The sequence below is a fragment of the Paractinoplanes toevensis genome, assembly GCF_018332695.1.
Classification (GTDB): Bacteria; Actinomycetota; Actinomycetes; order Mycobacteriales; family Micromonosporaceae; genus Actinoplanes; species Actinoplanes toevensis.
Genome location: NZ_BOQN01000132.1, coordinates 33,406 through 49,190, shown reverse-complemented (window position 1 = coordinate 49,190; position 15,785 = coordinate 33,406). Strand labels below are relative to the sequence as shown.

General features: G+C 69.7%; 18 protein-coding genes and 1 riboswitch. Of the genes, 5 read left to right on the top strand and 13 right to left on the bottom strand.

The window, feature by feature from the left end:
• Positions 1 to 33: 33 nt before the first annotated feature.
• Positions 34 to 1,152: an ROK family protein gene (locus Ato02nite_RS43885; protein ID WP_213012674.1), complete on the bottom strand. Its 1,119-nt coding sequence runs from the start codon at positions 1,150 to 1,152 to the stop codon at positions 34 to 36.
• 89 nt (positions 1,153 to 1,241) lie between these two features.
• Here Ato02nite_RS43885 and xylA point away from each other — a divergent pair, with 89 nt between their 5' ends.
• The 3 genes from xylA to Ato02nite_RS43870 are packed head-to-tail and all read left to right on the top strand — an operon-like array spanning position 1,242 to position 5,308.
• On the top strand, positions 1,242 to 2,429 hold the full coding sequence (gene xylA / locus Ato02nite_RS43880; RefSeq protein ID WP_213012650.1) for a xylose isomerase: 1,188 nt from the start codon (positions 1,242 to 1,244) through the stop codon (positions 2,427 to 2,429).
• Between the two features lie 20 nt (positions 2,430 to 2,449).
• Positions 2,450 to 3,832: a xylulokinase gene (gene xylB, locus Ato02nite_RS43875; protein WP_213012649.1), complete on the top strand. Its 1,383-nt coding sequence runs from the start codon at positions 2,450 to 2,452 to the stop codon at positions 3,830 to 3,832.
• Positions 3,833 to 3,841: 9 nt separating this feature from the next.
• Positions 3,842 to 5,308, top strand: coding sequence for an MFS transporter (locus Ato02nite_RS43870; protein WP_213012648.1), 1,467 nt, complete (start codon positions 3,842 to 3,844; stop codon positions 5,306 to 5,308).
• On the opposite strand, the gene Ato02nite_RS43865 is transcribed toward Ato02nite_RS43870, so the two are convergent.
• From Ato02nite_RS43865 to Ato02nite_RS43835, 7 genes are all read right to left on the bottom strand, one after another.
• A complete protein-coding gene (locus Ato02nite_RS43865; RefSeq protein ID WP_213012647.1) occupies positions 5,216 to 6,826 on the bottom strand; it encodes a glycoside hydrolase family 13 protein in 1,611 nt (536 codons plus the stop codon). The genes Ato02nite_RS43870 and Ato02nite_RS43865 overlap by 93 nt on opposite strands.
• Before the next feature lie 9 nt (positions 6,827 to 6,835).
• The gene (locus Ato02nite_RS43860) at positions 6,836 to 7,552 is read right to left on the bottom strand and encodes an HD domain-containing protein (protein ID WP_213012646.1); all 717 of its coding nucleotides are present in this window, start codon (positions 7,550 to 7,552) and stop codon (positions 6,836 to 6,838) included.
• A 5-nt stretch (positions 7,553 to 7,557) separates the two neighbouring features.
• A complete protein-coding gene (locus tag Ato02nite_RS43855; RefSeq protein ID WP_213012645.1) occupies positions 7,558 to 8,439 on the bottom strand; it encodes an MHYT domain-containing protein in 882 nt (293 codons plus the stop codon).
• Positions 8,440 to 8,603: 164 nt separating this feature from the next.
• On the bottom strand, positions 8,604 to 8,747 hold the full coding sequence (locus Ato02nite_RS43850; protein ID WP_203801636.1) for a GPGG-motif small membrane protein: 144 nt from the start codon (positions 8,745 to 8,747) through the stop codon (positions 8,604 to 8,606).
• A 40-nt stretch (positions 8,748 to 8,787) separates the two neighbouring features.
• Positions 8,788 to 9,531, bottom strand: a complete 744-nt coding sequence (locus Ato02nite_RS43845) for a metallophosphoesterase family protein (RefSeq protein ID WP_213012644.1) — start codon at positions 9,529 to 9,531, stop codon at positions 8,788 to 8,790.
• Positions 9,528 to 9,779, bottom strand: coding sequence for a hypothetical protein (locus tag Ato02nite_RS43840; RefSeq protein WP_213012643.1), 252 nt, complete (start codon positions 9,777 to 9,779; stop codon positions 9,528 to 9,530). Before Ato02nite_RS43840 ends, Ato02nite_RS43845 begins: the two co-directional genes overlap by 4 nt.
• 1 nt (position 9,780) lies before the next feature.
• A complete protein-coding gene (locus Ato02nite_RS43835) occupies positions 9,781 to 10,365 on the bottom strand; it encodes a nucleotidyltransferase (protein ID WP_213012642.1) in 585 nt (194 codons plus the stop codon).
• A 184-nt stretch (positions 10,366 to 10,549) separates the two neighbouring features.
• Between Ato02nite_RS43835 and Ato02nite_RS43830 the strand changes: the two genes are divergently transcribed.
• Complete coding sequence (locus tag Ato02nite_RS43830; protein ID WP_213012641.1) at positions 10,550 to 11,260, top strand: dTMP kinase; 711 nt, start codon at positions 10,550 to 10,552, stop codon at positions 11,258 to 11,260.
• A 4-nt stretch (positions 11,261 to 11,264) separates the two neighbouring features.
• Here the strand turns inward: Ato02nite_RS43830 and Ato02nite_RS43825 are convergent, their stop codons facing one another.
• Complete coding sequence (locus Ato02nite_RS43825; protein ID WP_213012640.1) at positions 11,265 to 11,954, bottom strand: SDR family NAD(P)-dependent oxidoreductase; 690 nt, start codon at positions 11,952 to 11,954, stop codon at positions 11,265 to 11,267.
• Between the two features lie 533 nt (positions 11,955 to 12,487).
• On the opposite strand from Ato02nite_RS43825, the gene Ato02nite_RS43820 reads away from it, so the two are divergent.
• Positions 12,488 to 13,438 (top strand): sigma-70 family RNA polymerase sigma factor, encoded by a 951-nt coding sequence (locus tag Ato02nite_RS43820; RefSeq protein ID WP_213012639.1) that lies wholly within the window; start codon positions 12,488 to 12,490, stop codon positions 13,436 to 13,438.
• A 67-nt stretch (positions 13,439 to 13,505) separates the two neighbouring features.
• On the opposite strand, the gene Ato02nite_RS43815 is transcribed toward Ato02nite_RS43820, so the two are convergent.
• From Ato02nite_RS43815 to Ato02nite_RS43800, 4 genes are all read right to left on the bottom strand, one after another.
• Entirely contained in the window at positions 13,506 to 14,435 is a 930-nt protein-coding gene (locus Ato02nite_RS43815; protein WP_213012638.1) for a C40 family peptidase, read from the bottom strand.
• A 58-nt stretch (positions 14,436 to 14,493) separates the two neighbouring features.
• Positions 14,494 to 14,640: riboswitch (cyclic di-AMP (ydaO/yuaA leader) on the bottom strand.
• A gap of 208 nt (positions 14,641 to 14,848) precedes the next feature.
• On the bottom strand, positions 14,849 to 15,166 hold the full coding sequence (locus tag Ato02nite_RS43810) for a DUF3817 domain-containing protein (RefSeq protein ID WP_203801599.1): 318 nt from the start codon (positions 15,164 to 15,166) through the stop codon (positions 14,849 to 14,851).
• 10 nt (positions 15,167 to 15,176) lie between these two features.
• Positions 15,177 to 15,584, bottom strand: a complete 408-nt coding sequence (locus tag Ato02nite_RS43805) for a hypothetical protein (RefSeq protein ID WP_213012637.1) — start codon at positions 15,582 to 15,584, stop codon at positions 15,177 to 15,179.
• A gap of 38 nt (positions 15,585 to 15,622) precedes the next feature.
• Positions 15,623 to 15,775, bottom strand: coding sequence for a hypothetical protein (locus tag Ato02nite_RS43800; protein WP_213012636.1), 153 nt, complete (start codon positions 15,773 to 15,775; stop codon positions 15,623 to 15,625).
• Between the last annotated feature and the right edge of the window lie 10 nt (positions 15,776 to 15,785).

Sequence of the window (15,785 nt, the reverse complement as noted above, 5' to 3'; positions counted from 1 at the left end):
ACCCCGTTACGGGCGCCTGCGGTTGGCCGGCGGTTACGCCGTACGGATCAAGAAAGCCGCCGGGTCGTCGATCAGCGCTTGGATCACCGCGCCGGCGGCGCCGCGCATCGCGGCGTCCGGGCCCAGCGCCGCGGCACGCAGGGTGACCGGCGCCAGGCCCGCGGTGAGTACGCGGCGTGCCAGTTCCGCCTCGATGCCGGGGCGCAGCCGGGGGAATTCCGGTGCGTAGGTGCCGCCCAGCACGATGACCGAGATGTCCAGCAGGTTGACCACCGCGGCCAGGGCGATCCCGAGGGCGGAGGCGGCCAGGTCGGCGTCGGCCGCGATCTGCTCCTGGCCGGCGTACTGCTCCAGGCAGCCGTTAGCGCCGCAGCGGCACGGCCGGCCGTCGGGGTAGACCGTGACGTGCCCGATCTCGCCGCTCCAGCCACGCCCGCCGCGGTAGAGCTCGCCGTCCAGGACGATGCCCGCGCCGATGCCGATCTCGCCGGAGACGTAGAGGAACGACTGCTCGCCGCTGTCGGCCCGCAGCTCGCCCAGGGCCGCCAGGTTGGCTTCGTTGTCGACGGTGATGGGCAGGCCACCGAGCCCGGGCAGCACGTTGAGCAGGGCCGGCGCGTCGACGTCCTGCCAGTCGAGGTTGGGCGCGACCCGGACGATGCCGTTCGGCGCAACCAGGCCGGGCACCGCGAGCGCGGCCCCGGCGATGGCGAGGCCGTCGGCCGAGGCCGCCTCCAGGGCCCGCAGCGCCAGCCCGCCGAGCGAGGCGAGCGACGCACTGGGGGAGAGCCGCCGCTGATCGCTCTGGGTGACGAAGCGGTGCCGCACGTCGCCGGTGAGGTCGACGACACAGGCGGCCAGGTAGTCGACGTTGATCTCCAGCCCGAGCCCGGCCGGGCCGGCCGGGCTCAGCGCCAGGCCGGCGGCCGGCCGGCCGGCGCCGGTGCGCGGTGCCGGGTCGTGCTCGGTGAGCAGGCCGCCCGCGATCAGGTCGTCGACGAGAGCGGAGACGGTGGCCCGGGTCAGGCCGGTGGAGGTCGAGATCGCTGCCCGAGATGGCCGATCTGCGCTGTTCGCCACGGTTCGCAGCACCAGCGCGAGATTATGGGCGCGCACGCTTGATTGCCGCACGGGACTCCCCGAGGCAGTCATGATCCGGCCCGTCACGCCCTTGACAATGCCACACGGGCTCCAAATAATTCAACCAATAAACAAATCGATCCCGTTACGTGGAGGTAACCGTGCCGGTCCAGCCCACCCGCGAAGACAAGTTCACCTTCGGCCTCTGGACGATCGGGTGGCAGGCCCGTGACGCGTTCGGTGACGCCACCCGCCCCGAGCTCGACCCGGTCGAGGCGGTGCACAAGCTCTCCGAGCTCGGCGCCTACGGCCTGACGTTCCACGACGACGACCTGATCCCGTTCGGCTCCGACGCGGCCACCCGCGACTCGATCCTCGCCTCGTTCAAGAAGGCGCTGGAGGAGACCGGCCTGGTCGTCCCGATGGTCACCACCAACACCTTCACCCACCCGGTGTTCAAGGACGGCGCGTTCACCAGCAACGACCGCTCGGTCCGGCGTTACGCGCTGCGCAAGATCCTTCGCCAGGTCGACCTCGCCGCCGAGCTGGGCGCCAAGACCTTCGTGCTCTGGGGCGGCCGCGAGGGCGCCGAGTACGACGTGGCCAAGGACATCTACGCCGCGCTCGACCGCTACCGCGAGGGCCTCAACCTCATCGCGCAGTACTCCGAGGACAAGGGCTACGGCCTGCGCTTCGCCATCGAGCCGAAGCCGAACGAGCCCCGCGGCGACATCCTGCTGCCCACGCTCGGCCACGCCATCGCCTTCACCAACGAGCTGGAGCGGCCGGAGCTGTTCGGCATCAACCCCGAGGTCGGCCACGAGCAGATGTCCAACCTCAACTTCTTCCAGGGCATCGCCCAGGCGCTCTGGCACAAGAAGCTGTTCCACATCGACCTGAACGGCCAGCACTCGGTCAAGTTCGACCAGGACCTGGTGTTCGGCCACGGCGACCTGCTCAACGCGTTCGCCCTGGTCGACCTGCTGGAGAACGGCCCGGTCGGCGGCGGACCGAAGTACGACGGCCCCCGCCACTTCGACTACAAGCCCTCCCGCACCGAGGACTTCACCGGCGTGTGGGAGTCGGCCAAGGCCAACATGCGGATGTACCTGCTGCTCAAGGAGCGCGCGCAGGAGTTCCGGGCCGACCCGGTGGTGCAGGCCGCGCTGGCCGAGAGCAAGGTGCTCGACCTGGCCCAGCCCACGCTGAACGCCGGCGAGACCTACCAGGACCTGCTGAACGACAAGAGTGCCTTCGAGGACTTCGATGTCGACGCGGCCGGGGCCCAGGGCTACGGTTTCGTGAAGTTGCACCAGCTCGCGATCGACCACGTTCTGCGCGCCAGCTGAGCGTCGAGCAAAGGGAAGAAATGACTCTGGTAGCCGGGATCGACAGCTCCACCCAGTCCTGCAAGGTGGTCATCCGCGAGGCGGAGACCGGCAAGCTGGTCCGGCAGGGCCGGGCCGCGCATCCGGACGGCACCGAGGTGCATCCGGACGCCTGGTGGGCCGCCCTGCAGGAAGCGATCGAGCAGGCCGGTGGCCTGGACGACGTGGCCGCCGCCTCGGTGGCCGGCCAGCAGCACGGCATGGTGGTGCTCGACGAGAACGGCCAGGTGGTCCGCCCGGCGCTGCTGTGGAACGACACCCGCAGCGCCGGCGCGGCCGCCGACCTGATCCAGGAGCTGGGCGGCGGGGAGAAGTGGGCCGACGCGGTCGGCATCGTCCCGGTGGCCAGCTTCACCCTGACCAAGCTGCGCTGGCTGGCCCGAAATGAGCCGTCGAACGCCGATAGAACAGCGGCGGTCTGCCTGCCACACGACTGGCTGACCTGGAAACTGTCCGGGTCGACCGACATCAGCACGATCAAGACCGACCGCAGCGACGCCAGCGGCACGCTGTACTGGTCGGCCAAGACCAACCAATATCGCCCCGACCTGCTCGAGCTGGGCTTCGGGCGCCTGATCGAAACACCCGAGGTGCTCGGCCCGACCGGCATCGCGGGTCACCTGCCCAACGGCGCGCCGCTCGGCCCGGGGGCCGGCGACAACGCGGCCGCCCTGTTCGGCACCGGGGCGGCCCCGGGTGACGTGGTCGTCTCGATCGGCACCTCCGGCACGGTCTTCGTCTCCGCCGAGGTGTCGCCGGACGACCCCAGCGGCACGGTGGCCGGCTTCGCCGACGTCACCGGCCGCTTCCTGCCGATCGTGGTGACGCTCAACGCGGCCCGGGTGCTGGACGCGGCGACCAAGCTGCTCGGCGTCGACCACGAGGAGCTGTCCCGGCTCGCGCTGACCGCTCCGGCCGGCGCCGACGGCCTGGTGCTGATTCCTTACCTGGAGGGTGAGCGCACCCCCAACCTGCCCGACGCGACCGGTTCGCTGCACGGGCTCACGCTCAAGACCTCGGACCCGGAACACCTGGCCCGGGCCGCGGTCGAGGGCATGCTCTGCGCCCTGGCCGACGGTCTCGACGCCCTGGTCGACCGCGGTGCCGCGGCCAACCGGGTGGTCCTGGTCGGCGGTGGCGCGCGCAGCGAGGCGGTCCGCCGGGTGGCGCCGGAACTGTTCGGGCTGCCGGTGCTGGTCCCGCCGCCGGGGGAGTACGTCGCCGACGGCGCGGCCCGGCAGGCCGCCTGGGTGGCGCTCGGCAGCGACGAGCCGCCGGCCTGGACGGCCGAGACCCCCGAGGTATATGAGGCGACGCCCGTGCCATTGATCCGCGAGCAGTACAAACGAGTGCAGCCCCGCTAACCTTCACGGGTGAAGAAGGGCGGCCCGTCGCACCGGGTCTACAGCGTCGCGGTCTTCGTGATCCTGGCGTCGCTGGACAACGTGGCCATCGGGCTCGTGCCGCCCCTCTACGGCAGCATCGGCGACTCGCTCGGCGTCGGCGAGGGCCACATCGCGCTGGCCACCACGATCATGTTCCTGATCAGCGCGGTGGCGGCGATCGGTTTCGCGTACGCCGGCGACCGCACCGACCGTAAGCCGGTGCTGATCGCCGGCACCTCGATCTGGGTGGTCGGCACCGCGTGGTCCGGCCTGGCCGACAGCTACTCCTCGTTCCTGCTCGCCCAGATCGTCGCGTCGTTCGGCCTCGGTGCCGTCGCGTCGGTCAGCTTCGCCGTGGTCAGCGACCTCATCTCGCCGAGGCGGCGCGGCCTGGTGATGAGCTTCTGGGGCCTCTCCCAGGGGGTCGGCACGCTGGCCGGCACCCTGCTCGGCGGCCTGCTCGGGCATGCGAACTGGCGGGAGCCGTTCCTGGTCACCGCGGGCGCCGGGGTGGTCGCGACGGTGGCCTACCTGTTCACCTACAACGTGCCGCGCGGCGACAGCCAGCCGGAGCTGGCCGGGGTGGAGTACGACGAGCGCATCCACTCCCGCGATCTGCCGGTGATCCTGAACCGGCGCACCAACATCTGGCTGATCCTGCAGGGGGCCACCGCCCAGATCGCGCTGGGCTCGCTGGTGTGGCTGCCGATCCTGTTCCGGTCCCGGGCCGAGGACCAGGGCTACACGGCCGGCACCGCGGTGCTGATCGGCAGCGTGTTCGCCACCCTGTTCCAGCTGGGCGGGGCGCTGAGCATCCTGGGCGGCCTGGCCGGCGACCGGCTGCAACGGCGTACGCCCCGGGGCCGGGCCCTGGTCGCGGCGGTCGGCGTGCTCGCCGCCGTGCCGTTCTACATCGTGCTGTTCTTCGTCCCGATGACCATCGACGTGCCGGACGGCGCCGGGTCGGGCGCCGTCATCAAGGCCGTGCTCACCGACGTCTTCACCGAGCCGTCGGTCGGCCTGGCCCTGGCCACCGCGGTGTTCGCGCTGATGCTGACCTCGGCCAACTCGCCGAACTGGTTCGCCCTGATCGCCGACGTCAACCCGCCCGAGCACCGCGGCACCGTCTACAGCCTCGGCAACCTGGTCAACGGCTTCGGCCGGGCCGGCGGCAACGCGTTCGTGGCGGTGGCCTTCCGCGGTCTGGCCGGCGCTTTCCCGCCGCCGCTCAACTACGCCGTCGGGCTGGCCGGCTTCCAGCTGTTCTGGGTGCCGACCGGGGTGATGTTCTGGCTGGCCAGCCGGACGGTGGCGAAGGACATGGCCGATACGCACACCGCCCTGCTGGCCGTGGCCGCTACCTCAGACGACCGCCCAGACGGTTACGTCGGCGGGGAGCCGGCCGTCGGCATCGAGGGGCTCGCTCGTGAGCAGGACCCGAGCCCCGGCCGGTAACGCCACCGAGGGCTGGCCGAAGTTCGTCATCACCAGCACGTCACCGTTGCGGAAGGCGAGCACGTCCGAGGACGCCTCCTGCCACCGCAGCGAGCCGGTCCCGAGGGCGTGCTCCGTGCGCAGCGCGAGCGCCCGGCGGTACAGCTCCCAGGTCGACCCGGGCACCCCTTCCTGGCGGTCCAGGGCGTACTCGGCCCAGGTGGCCGGCTGCGGCAGCCAGCTGGCGTCGGCCGGCCCGAAGCCGTACGAGGGTGCGTCGGCCTCCCACGGGATCGGCACCCGGCAGCCGTCCCGGCCCCGTTCGGTGTGCCCGGATCGCGCCCAGGTCGGGTCTTCGCGCACCTCGTCGGGCATCGTGGTGTGCTCCGGCAGCCCCAACTCCTCGCCCTGGTAGAGGTAGGCCGAGCCGGGCAGGGCCAGCATCTGCAGGGTGGCCGCGCGGGCCCGGCGCAGGCCCAGCGCGGTGTCCGGCTGCGGGTCCTCGGCGCCGATGCCGTTCGTCCGGCCGGAGCGGACCGGGTAACCGAGCCGGGTCGCGTGCCGCACCACGTCGTGGTTCGACAGCACCCAGGTGGTGGGCGCGCCGACCGAGTCGTTCGCGGCCATCGTCGAGGTGATCACCCGGCGCAGGTCGGCGGCGCGCCACGGGGCCTCGAGGTATTCGAAGTTGAACGCCTGGTGCATCTCGTCGGGGCGGACGTAGCGGGCCAGCCGGTCGGCCGGCGCCACCCAGGCCTCGGCGACCAGGATGCGGGCCGGCTGGTATTCGTCGAGGACCGCCCGCCACTCCCGGTAGACCTCGTGCACGCCGTCCTGGTCCCACATGGGTGGTCGCGGCCCGACCGGGTCGAGGCCGCCGAGGATCGCGCTGGGCTGCGTCCACTCGGCCAGCGTCTCCTCCTTGATCAGGCCGTGCGCCACGTCGACCCGGAACCCGTCGACGCCGCGGTCCAGCCAGAACCGCAGGATGTCGGCGAACTCGGCGCGCACCTCCGGGTTGCCCCAGTTCAGGTCGGGCTGGGAGACGTCGAACAGGTGCAGGTACCACTGGCCGTCGGGCACCCGCTCCCACGCGGAGCCACCGAACATGCTGGTCCACGAGTTCGGTGGGAGGTCGCCCTTCCCCTCGCGGAAGATGTAGCGCTCCCGCTCCGGGCTGCCCGGCGCGGCGGCCAGGGCGGCCCGGAACCAGGCGTGCTCGCTGGACGTGTGGTTGGGCACCAGGTCGACGATGACCTTCAGGCCCAGCTGGTGGGCCTCGGTGATCATTTTGTCGGCGTCGCCGAGGTCGCCGAAACGCGGATCGACCGAGCGGTAGTCGGCCACGTCGTAGCCGGCATCGTGCTGCGGCGAGGGGTAGAACGGTGACAGCCAGACGGCGTCGATGCCGAGCTGTTGGAGGTGCGACAGGCGCCCGGTGATGCCGGGCAGGTCTCCCATGCCGTCGCCGTCGCTGTCCGCGAAGGAACGGGGATAGACCTGGTAGATGACGGCTTCACGCCACCAGTCGTTGGGCATGCCGCCAGATTAATCGTCGAGAATGGCGGCGAACCGCTCCTCCGCCAGGTCCAGCTGGTCGAGGATGTGGTCCTTGGCCGCCACCGACAGCGGGGTGTCCGGCCGCCCGGCCAGTTCGCGCAGCTTGGGCACGAGCGGCCGATATTTGGTGGCCGACGAGAAGGCCTTCTCGGCCGTGGTGTGCACCACACCCACGCCGTTGTCGGTGAAGTCGGAGAGCTTGATCACCCGAGCCCACGGGTCGCGGTCGAGGCTCGTCGCCACGTGCTCGCGGTACTGCTCGTGGCGGTCGCGGAGCGGGTCGTACTCCGGGTTGGTGACCGAGCGGACCAGCTCGGCCACCCGGGGGTTGAAGCGGCGGGCCAGCTCGGCGATGGCTGCCTCGGTCAGCTCCTGGTGCGTGCCGGCGGCGAGCATGCCCAGCTCGGCCGGGTGGTCCTCGACGGCGTCGTGCAGCAGCGCCGCGGTCAGCACGTCGACGTCCCGCACCCCGTAATACCGGAGGATGCGGATGGCGACCCGCAGCAGATGGTTCAGGTAGGGCTCGCGGACGCGGCGGTCCTCGGCATGCAGCTCGGCGGCGAGGTCGAGGGCGGCCACCAGTTGACCGGCCTCAGCGGGCGGGAAGGAGCCGATCTCCAGGAGGAAGCGCTCGCGCAGCCCCGCCTCGCCGTAGACCTCGGTGATCGCATGCAGTGGCATCGACAACAGCATCCGGGTCGCCATGTCGATCAGACTAGTGATTCCCCGTTGGTTGTCGACCGGACCGGCGCCGGACGGGGTGACGGACGGCGGGCGGAGGTGGCCAGCGACGCCTGCTTGAGTGACCACGGGTTGTTCTCGGCGTGCACGCCGCGCCTGGGTGTGCCGGCGCCGTCGGTGAACTCCTCCTCGGTCATCGCCTGGAGTGCGCTGAGCGCGACCCCGACGATGGTGGCCGCGGTGATCAGCATGATCGGCACGATCATCGTGAGCGGCCGGATGCCGTGCACCTCCACCAGCTGGTGATCGAGGGTCACCGTCATGGCCGCCATGCCGGTGTAGTGCATGCCGCACACCGCGATCCCCATGATCGCGGCGGCGCCGATGACCGGTGCCCAGCCGCGAACCGAGATGGCGAACCAGAGCGCCACCGAGGACGCCACCACCGCGATGATCGCCGAGGCGAGCACGAGGGCCAGGTTGTAGTGGATCGTGCCGGCCACATGCATGCCCTCCATGCCGCTGTAGTGCATGGCCAGCACGCCGCCGCCGGTCAGCAGGCCGGCCCCGATCACCCGGCCCAGCCGACGGGGGCCGTGCCCGACGATCATCAGGCCCAGGCCGACCGCGACAACGGCGAAGAGCAGGCTGGCCACGGTCATGCCGACGTCGAACCGGACCGGACTGGCCGGGACGTCGAAGCCGAGCATGGCGGTGAAGTGCATGAGCCAGATGGCGCCACCGCCGATGGCGAACGCGGCGATGCTCAGCCATCGGGTGCGCCGGCCACGGGTTCGGGCGTCGCGGGCCCGGGCCGTGCAGAGCAGACCGAAGAACGAACCCAGGAAGGCCAGAAGATACGCGGCTATCGGGTTGAAGACCCCGTAGGTGAAGTGATGGACCTCGGTCACTGCGGTACCTCGCGAAGATCGACGGATGTGCCCGAGTGATTTACGGTCAATTAACTGCACATCCATCGCACTTCGTGTGCGGCTCCTCACAAAGAGGAGAACCGGGGCCACCAAAGAGGTGGTCCCGGTTCTGGGGGATTCAGTTTGCGGGTTCCGAGGGAGGATCAGGTGAAGATGCTGACGCCACCGGGGCCGACGAGCAGGCCGACGATGATCAGAATGATGCCCCAGAGGAGCTGCCGCCGGAACAGCGCGAGGATGCCGGCGACCACCAGGATGACTGCGAGGATCCAGAGGACAAATTCCATGCGATCCGGATACCCCTGCCCTCCAAATCGGAAACCCCTGTTATGTAGAGATCAGTTCTGTGTCGACCGTCTCCGACAACAGCTGGTAGATGTTGTACGCCTGCTTGATCACCGGGTGGGCCACGTTGCGCACCGGCACCCCGCCCGGTGTGCGGCCGCGCTCCGAGCCGTGGTGGGCGTGCCCGTGCAGGGCCAGCGCGGTGGGCGCCGCGTCGATCGCCCGGCCCAGCTGGTAACAGCCGAGGAAGGCGTAGATCTCCAGCGGCTCACCGAGCAGCGTGTCCGGCACCGGGGCGTAATGGGTGAGCGCGACCAGGGCGTCGCACTGCACCGACTTGAGCGCCTCCTCGAGCCGGGCCGCGATCACCTCGGTGGTGCCCACGAACTCCTTCATCTCCCGCTCGCCGAAGTTGCTGGCGCAGGCGCCGGCGAACCCGCCGCCGAAACCCTTCACCCCGGCGATGCCGAGCCGGTGCCCGTTCAGCTCCAGTACGGTCGCGTCGCCCTCGAGCACGGTGATGCCTGAATCGGTGAGCACCTCGGTGACCCGAGCCTGCTGGTCGCTCTGATGGTCGTGGTTGCCGAGCACCACCACGACCGGAACGCCCAGCCCGCCGAACTCGGTCGCGAAGCAGCGTGCCTCGTCGACCGTGCCGTGCCGGGTCAGGTCTCCCGCGATCAACAGCGCGTCGGCGTGGCCGGGCAGTTCCTCGAGGGCCGGCCGGAACCGGCCGAGGACATCCTTGTCCACGTGGACGTCGCCGACGGCGGCGATCCGGATCATGAAATCTCCTCCACCTCGCTGGGCGCGCTGGCCCGGATGATGCCGATGTCACAGACGATCTGTACGTCCGGGAATCGCTGGTTGATCTGCCGGCAGATCTCGTCCCGCCGGTGGGTGCTCTCCACTTCGCCGCCCAGGACCAGCAGGTGCTCCCGGCGGTTCACGGTGATGCCCAGTTCGGCGACCCGCCCGTCGGTCAACAGGCTCTGGATCTCGGCTTCCAGGTATTCGTCGAGTTGGGTGCTCATCTCATCCCCCTACCCTTACTGGCTTGTCCCCCGGGAAGGGGACGACGTCCAAGCGGTCGAGCAGGATCAGGAAGGCCTCGGCGTACGGCGAAGTGGTCGTCTCCCGCCGGACCCGGTCCCAGTCGATCTGCTCGCGCAGCGAGCGGGCCACCGGGAAGCCGGTGGCGAAATCGCAGTAGTGCTGGCTGTAGCTGAGCAGCTTGTGCACCATCAGCTGGGTGGCCGAGATCACCGGCATGCTGATCGCCTCGACCGAGATCATCTCGCTGTCCCGCAGCGTCTCGGCGGTCACCGGCGTCTCCACCGGTCGGTAGATCAGGTCCACCATCCGGTCCTCGTCGTAGACCTTGACCAGCCAGTCCTCGGGCGGCTGCTCGGTGCGGAAACCCACCGTGGCGAGTTCCTTGAGCGCCGTCTCCTTGTCCTGCTCGCGGATCAGGAAGTCGACGTCATGGTCGCTCGAGTGGCCGCCGTGCGCGTAGACCGCGAAGCTGCCGCCGAGGGCGAAGGGGATGTCCGCGGCCTTGAGGGTGGAGGCCACCCGCTTGAGCGTCGTGGCCAGCCCGGCGTCCACGTGATGCGGCATGGTGGTTTCTCCCTGTCGACGTGTGCGGGTCCGTGCCGATATCCCCTACCCGGGCGCCCTTCCCCTTGAACCTCACGCCAAGGGGACGGGCGAACCAAAATCAACGGCTTGACCCCATTTTGGTACGGGCTGAGCGGTGCTTGCTGTGAAACGCTCTGGGCAGGGCCGGTTACCGTTGGTGGGCATGACCCGCCAACCGCGCACGATCGCCCTCGTCGGCATCGACGGAAGTGGCAAGACGACCCAGGCCCACCGCCTGGCCGACGCCTTGGCCGCCGATGGGTTGAACGCCGCCTACCGGCGTAATGCCGGTGGTCGTCGCTGGTTCGGCCGGCTGTCCGCCCGCCTCGGTCGCGGTGACGACGCCGAGGACCTGCTCGGCCGCCGGGCCATGCTCTTCGTCGAGTCGGTGCTGCGCTGGCTGGCCATCCTGCGCACGCTGCTGCGCCGTGCCTTCACCGGCCAGATCACCGTGATGGACCGGTACGCGGTGTGCCAGTACGCCTCGCTCCGCGCCCGGGCCGCCCGTCCGGCCGCCGAGCGCCGCGCCCGCCTGGCCTACGGCCTGTTCCCGCGGCCCGACGTGACCTTCCTGCTCACCGTCGATCCCCAGGTCGCCCACGACCGCATCGAGGCCCGTGGCTACGACCACGAGAGCACCGACTACCTGTCCGCGGCCGCGGCCGCCTACCGTTCCCTGCCGGAGTACGGCGAGTTCGTGGTGATCGACGCGAACGGCACCCCCGACGAGGTGGCCGCCGAGATTCGCAGCCGCCTGCCGTTGCCGGCCGCGGTCACCCGGGCCGGTTCCCGGATGCGCACGATGGTCCTGGCCGGCGGTCCGCTCCTGGCCGGGGTGACCGCCCTCGGCTGGCAGTTGGCTGAGTCCCTGTAGTCCGCTACGCCTGGCCGTAGACCGGGATCTGGGCGCCGGTCGTGGGCGCCGAGGCGTCCGAGGCCAGGAACAGGATGGTCGGGGCGATCTCGTCGGGCCGCACCCAGCGGGCGAAGTCGGCGTCCGGCATCGACCGCCGGTTCGCCGGGGTGTCGATCACGCTGGGCAGCACGGTGTTGCAGCGCACCCCGGCCTTCTTGTACTCGACCGCGACCGCCCCCGCGAACGCCAGCACGGCGGCCTTGGCCGTCACGTAACCGGCCGCACCGGGGAACGGCGCCACCCCGGCCCGCGACGACACGCAGACGATCCCGCCGCCACCGGCCGCCACCAGGTGGGGCAGCGCCGCGGCGGTGACGAGATAGGTGGGCCGCAGGTTGACCGTCAGCATACGTTCGAAGTCCTCGATCGGGGTGTCCGCGATGAGCCCGCCCCCGGCGTACGCCCCGGCCAGATTGACCACCGCGCGCAGCGGCGCCCCGGATTCCCCGGCCGCGACCGAGACCGCGGCCGTGACGTCGGCCACGTCGCTCAGATCGGCATCGACGGCGACCGCGCCGCCCGGCAGGGCCGCCGCCCGGCCCGGCCGCACCGGCGCCACCACGCGCCAGCCGCCGGCCAGGAAGGCCTCGATCGTGGCCGCGCCGAGCCCGCCGGCGCCGCCGGTGACGATTACCGTCCGTTCGCTGTTCATGAAGATCAATCTTCCTGTGTTTCTCGTCACTTCACCCAGCGGGAGTCACCTATGGGTACGTCACCCTTCCGGGCGAGTGAAGTCCGGCGTCTCGTGCCGCATTGTGGCAGGTGGTCCCGATCGGCTTGCGCACGTCGGGATCTTTTCGATGAGGCTTTTGTTTCAGGCCGGTCGCGAAGCTGTCGATGCTGCACCTGAACCCGGGAAGGCGCCTGGCCGTACTGGGTAGTGACGAGCGTCCGAGGTCCATGGTGATGCCCGTCGCTGCGACGGATGAGGGGCCGATGGTGTCATTGAGACCAACGCGGGTAGGAGTCATGCTGCGCGACCGTGAACGGCTGCGGCGCGTGAATGCCCCAGAGAGAGTCCCCTTCAGGAACATCGTACGCGGCTCTCAGGTATCACTCAGGCATTCGTGACACTTTCGACCCACCAGCCGGAATCAGGCCAGGCAGCCATTTGTTGTGTAGATGCCAGTAACCGCAAATGAACGAAGTTGCGGCGTGGTTAGTAGTTAAGGCAATGAGGGGACCGTGGGCAACGTGGAGAAGAACACCGTCTTGAGGACCGACCAGGTCGCCGAGGAGCGTGACCTTGTCGGCGTCTACCTGCACGAGATCTCCCGGACGCCGCTGCTGGGCGCAGTCGAGGAAGTCGACCTGTCCAAGCAGATCGAGGCGGGCCTCTACGCAGAGTTCCTGCTCGACGAGGGCGAGGTTCCGCGTGGTGTGAGCCGGGAGGAACTGGAGCGCCTGGTCACCGAGGGCCGGCGGGCGAAGGACCTGTTCATCCGGGCCAACCTGCGGCTGGTCGTGTCGATCGCCCGGCGTTACGTGCGGTCGGGCATGCCGATGCTCGACCTGATCCAGGAGGGCAACACCGGCCTCGTTCGCGCGGTCGAGAAGTTCGACTACGAGCGCGGCTACAAGTTCTCGACGTACGCGACGTGGTGGGTGCGCCAGGCGATCAGCCGGGCCATCGCCCAGCAGGAGCGCACCGTGCGCCTCCCCGTGCACCTGGTCGAGGACGTCAACCGGATGCGCAACGTCACCCGGCAGCTCGTCCGCGAGCTCGGCGCCGACCCGGAGCCCGACCAGATCGCGGCGGCGCTCGGCGTCACCGTCGAGCGGGTCAACGAGCTCACCCGCTGGGCGCAGGACACCGTTTCGCTGGACACGCCGGTCGGCGACGACGGCGACACCAACCTCGGTGACCTGGTGGCCGACAGCGACGCACCGTCGCCCGAGGAGATCGTGCTGACCGCACTGGAGCGGCAGCGCATCGAGGGCCTGCTCAACCACCTCGACGACCGGTCGGCCGGCATCATGCGGGCCCGCTACGGCCTCGAGGACGGGCGGGAGCACTCGCTGACCGAGGTGGCCTCGCGCTTCTCGCTCAGCCGGGAGCGCATCCGCCAGCTGGAGATCCAGGCGCTCGGCCGGCTGCGCGAGCTGGCCCGGGCCGAGGGCCTGCAGGCCGCGTAACAACCTCCCCTTCCCAGACGAAAAGGCCGGTACCCCGAGGGGTACCGGCCTTATGCGTGTCCGGGAACTACTTGACCCGGCCGTAGCCGTACGGGGTCATGACGTTGATCGAACGCTTCTTGATCGGCTCGCCCTGGCGGGACGCGTCGATGATCATGCCGCCGCCGACGTAGATGCCGACGTGACCGAGGCTTCGATAGAACACCAGGTCGCCCGGCTGGAGCTGGGACTTGGAGATGCGTGCGGTGGCGCTGTACTGCGCCGCGGCGTTGTGCGGCAGCGACTTGCCGGCCTGCGACCACGCCATCATGGTCAGGCCCGAACAGTCGAACGTGTTCGGCCCCGAGTCGCCGTAGCCGTAGTAGGCGGGCTTGTTGGCCTGCGTGTACGCGTAGGAGACCGCCTTGCCGGCCGAGCCGGAGATGGCCGGGGCCGGACCGGCGGCACCCGCGACGCCGGTCTCGGAGGCGCTGCCGTAGGCCTGCTCGCGCATGGCCTTCAGCTTCTTGATGTCGCCCTCGATCTTCTGCTTCCGAGTGTCGATCGCCTTGAGCTGCGCCGCCTGCTTGGCCTGAGTGGTCTTCAGGGCGGCCGACCGCTCGTTGAAGGTCGCGGTCGTCTCGATGTAAGCGTCGAGGTCACGCTGGTTGGAACGCTGGATGAGATCGAGGTAGCTCATCCGGTCGACCAGGCTGCCCTGGTCGCCGCTGCCGAGCATGGCGGCCATCGGGCCGATCCGCCCCTGCTTGTACGAGGTGGCGGCGATGTTGTTGACCTGGGCGCTGGCGACCAGCTGCTTCGCCTTGGCCGGCGCGATCGACGCGGCCAGAGCCTTCTGGTCGGCGGCCGTCTTGGCCAGCTCGATCTTGAGTTTGTTGTACGACTCGGTGATGTCCTCGAGCTGGTTGGAAGCCGTTTCGATCTTCTTCTTCAGCTCGGTCTCGGAGGGCGCTGCGTGTGCCGAGGTCGCCATGGACCCGGTGAGCGCGATCGCCATCGCCGCGACCACGAGTGACCGAAGCCTGGTTCGGGGGTGTGGCACCGGTGTGTCGGCCTTTCTTCCGCTCGGCCGCCTACCGGGTTAGCTGATGCCGGGATTTTCTGAGGATCAGTGGGCTCGGAAGAGCGCCCTACCGCTTGCGCGGATTCACCCCAGAAACGCGGTTCCCCGGTTCTGTCGCGGGACCTCGCGATGTTCGGGGGAGAACACGCTGGGTCACCGCGCCGATTCGGCGGCGTTGGCCGGTGTCACCGAGGGGAGTGACTGCGGACCGATCCAACCGCACTAACTTATCGGCGCGGAAAACAAAATCAAGGCCTCCGCGCGGGATTTAAGACAAAGGTCAGAAATGCGGGAATGATCCCGATAACACATTGTCATTCGCCGAAGACGCCGCGTTATTCAGCGGCTCAAACTGGACTTTTTGCCAGTTCGGCGGGGATCCACACCTGGGAGACCTTACGCTCCGCCCAGAACGAGAGGAACGGGATCGTGCCCGCCGCCATGACCAGCAGCATGCGCGGGAGTGCCCAGCCGGCCCGGCGCGCCAGATCGAAGGTCAGCACCAGGTAGACCATGAACAGGAAGCCGTGCGCCGGCCCGACGGTGGCCACCACGACGTCGTTGTCACCGAGGTATTTCAGCGGCATGCCGACCACGACGAGCGCGAGCAGGCAGACGCCGACGATCCACGCGATGATCCGGTAGCGGGTCAGGGCTCCCTGCACGATCCACGTCCTAGTTCTTCTGGTAACCGGGGTAGTCGACGGGGCGGGCTTCCGGATGGTCGGCCAGCCACGTCAGGTAGTCGTTGTAGGCGGCCAGGTCGGCATCGTCCTCGGCCGGCGGGGCCGAGACGGCCACCCGCACCGGACGGCCGACCGTAACAGGCCCACCTGGGAGTCGTTCCGGCTCTTCGTCGGGTTCCGATGCTTTTTCCGGGTGCCGGGCGAGTTGCACCTCACGCCACCACAGGAACGCGAAGAAACCGGCGAAGACCGGCCACTCGAATGTGTAACCCCAGCTGAGTGAGTTGCCCCCGCTCGCGCGGCTGAACTGCCACCAGCCCAACCCGAGCGACACCGTCACGGCCGCCAGGGCCAGGACGTGCCGCGCTATCCACGACGGCGTCCACAGCCCCTTCATGCCCACGAGAATACCGGCGGCGCGCGTTTCGGCGGCGATCAGGGCGGGCCGTCACCGTCCAGGCCGTCCCAGCCCTCCGGGCTCTCCGGCTCGCCGTCGTCCTCGCCGCTGCTGACCGCCGGGTCGACCGTGGTCTGCTCGTGCTCCTCGGCGAAGTCCTGGTCGTCGTCCGGGTCTCCGATGGGCTCCATGCCGTCCCCC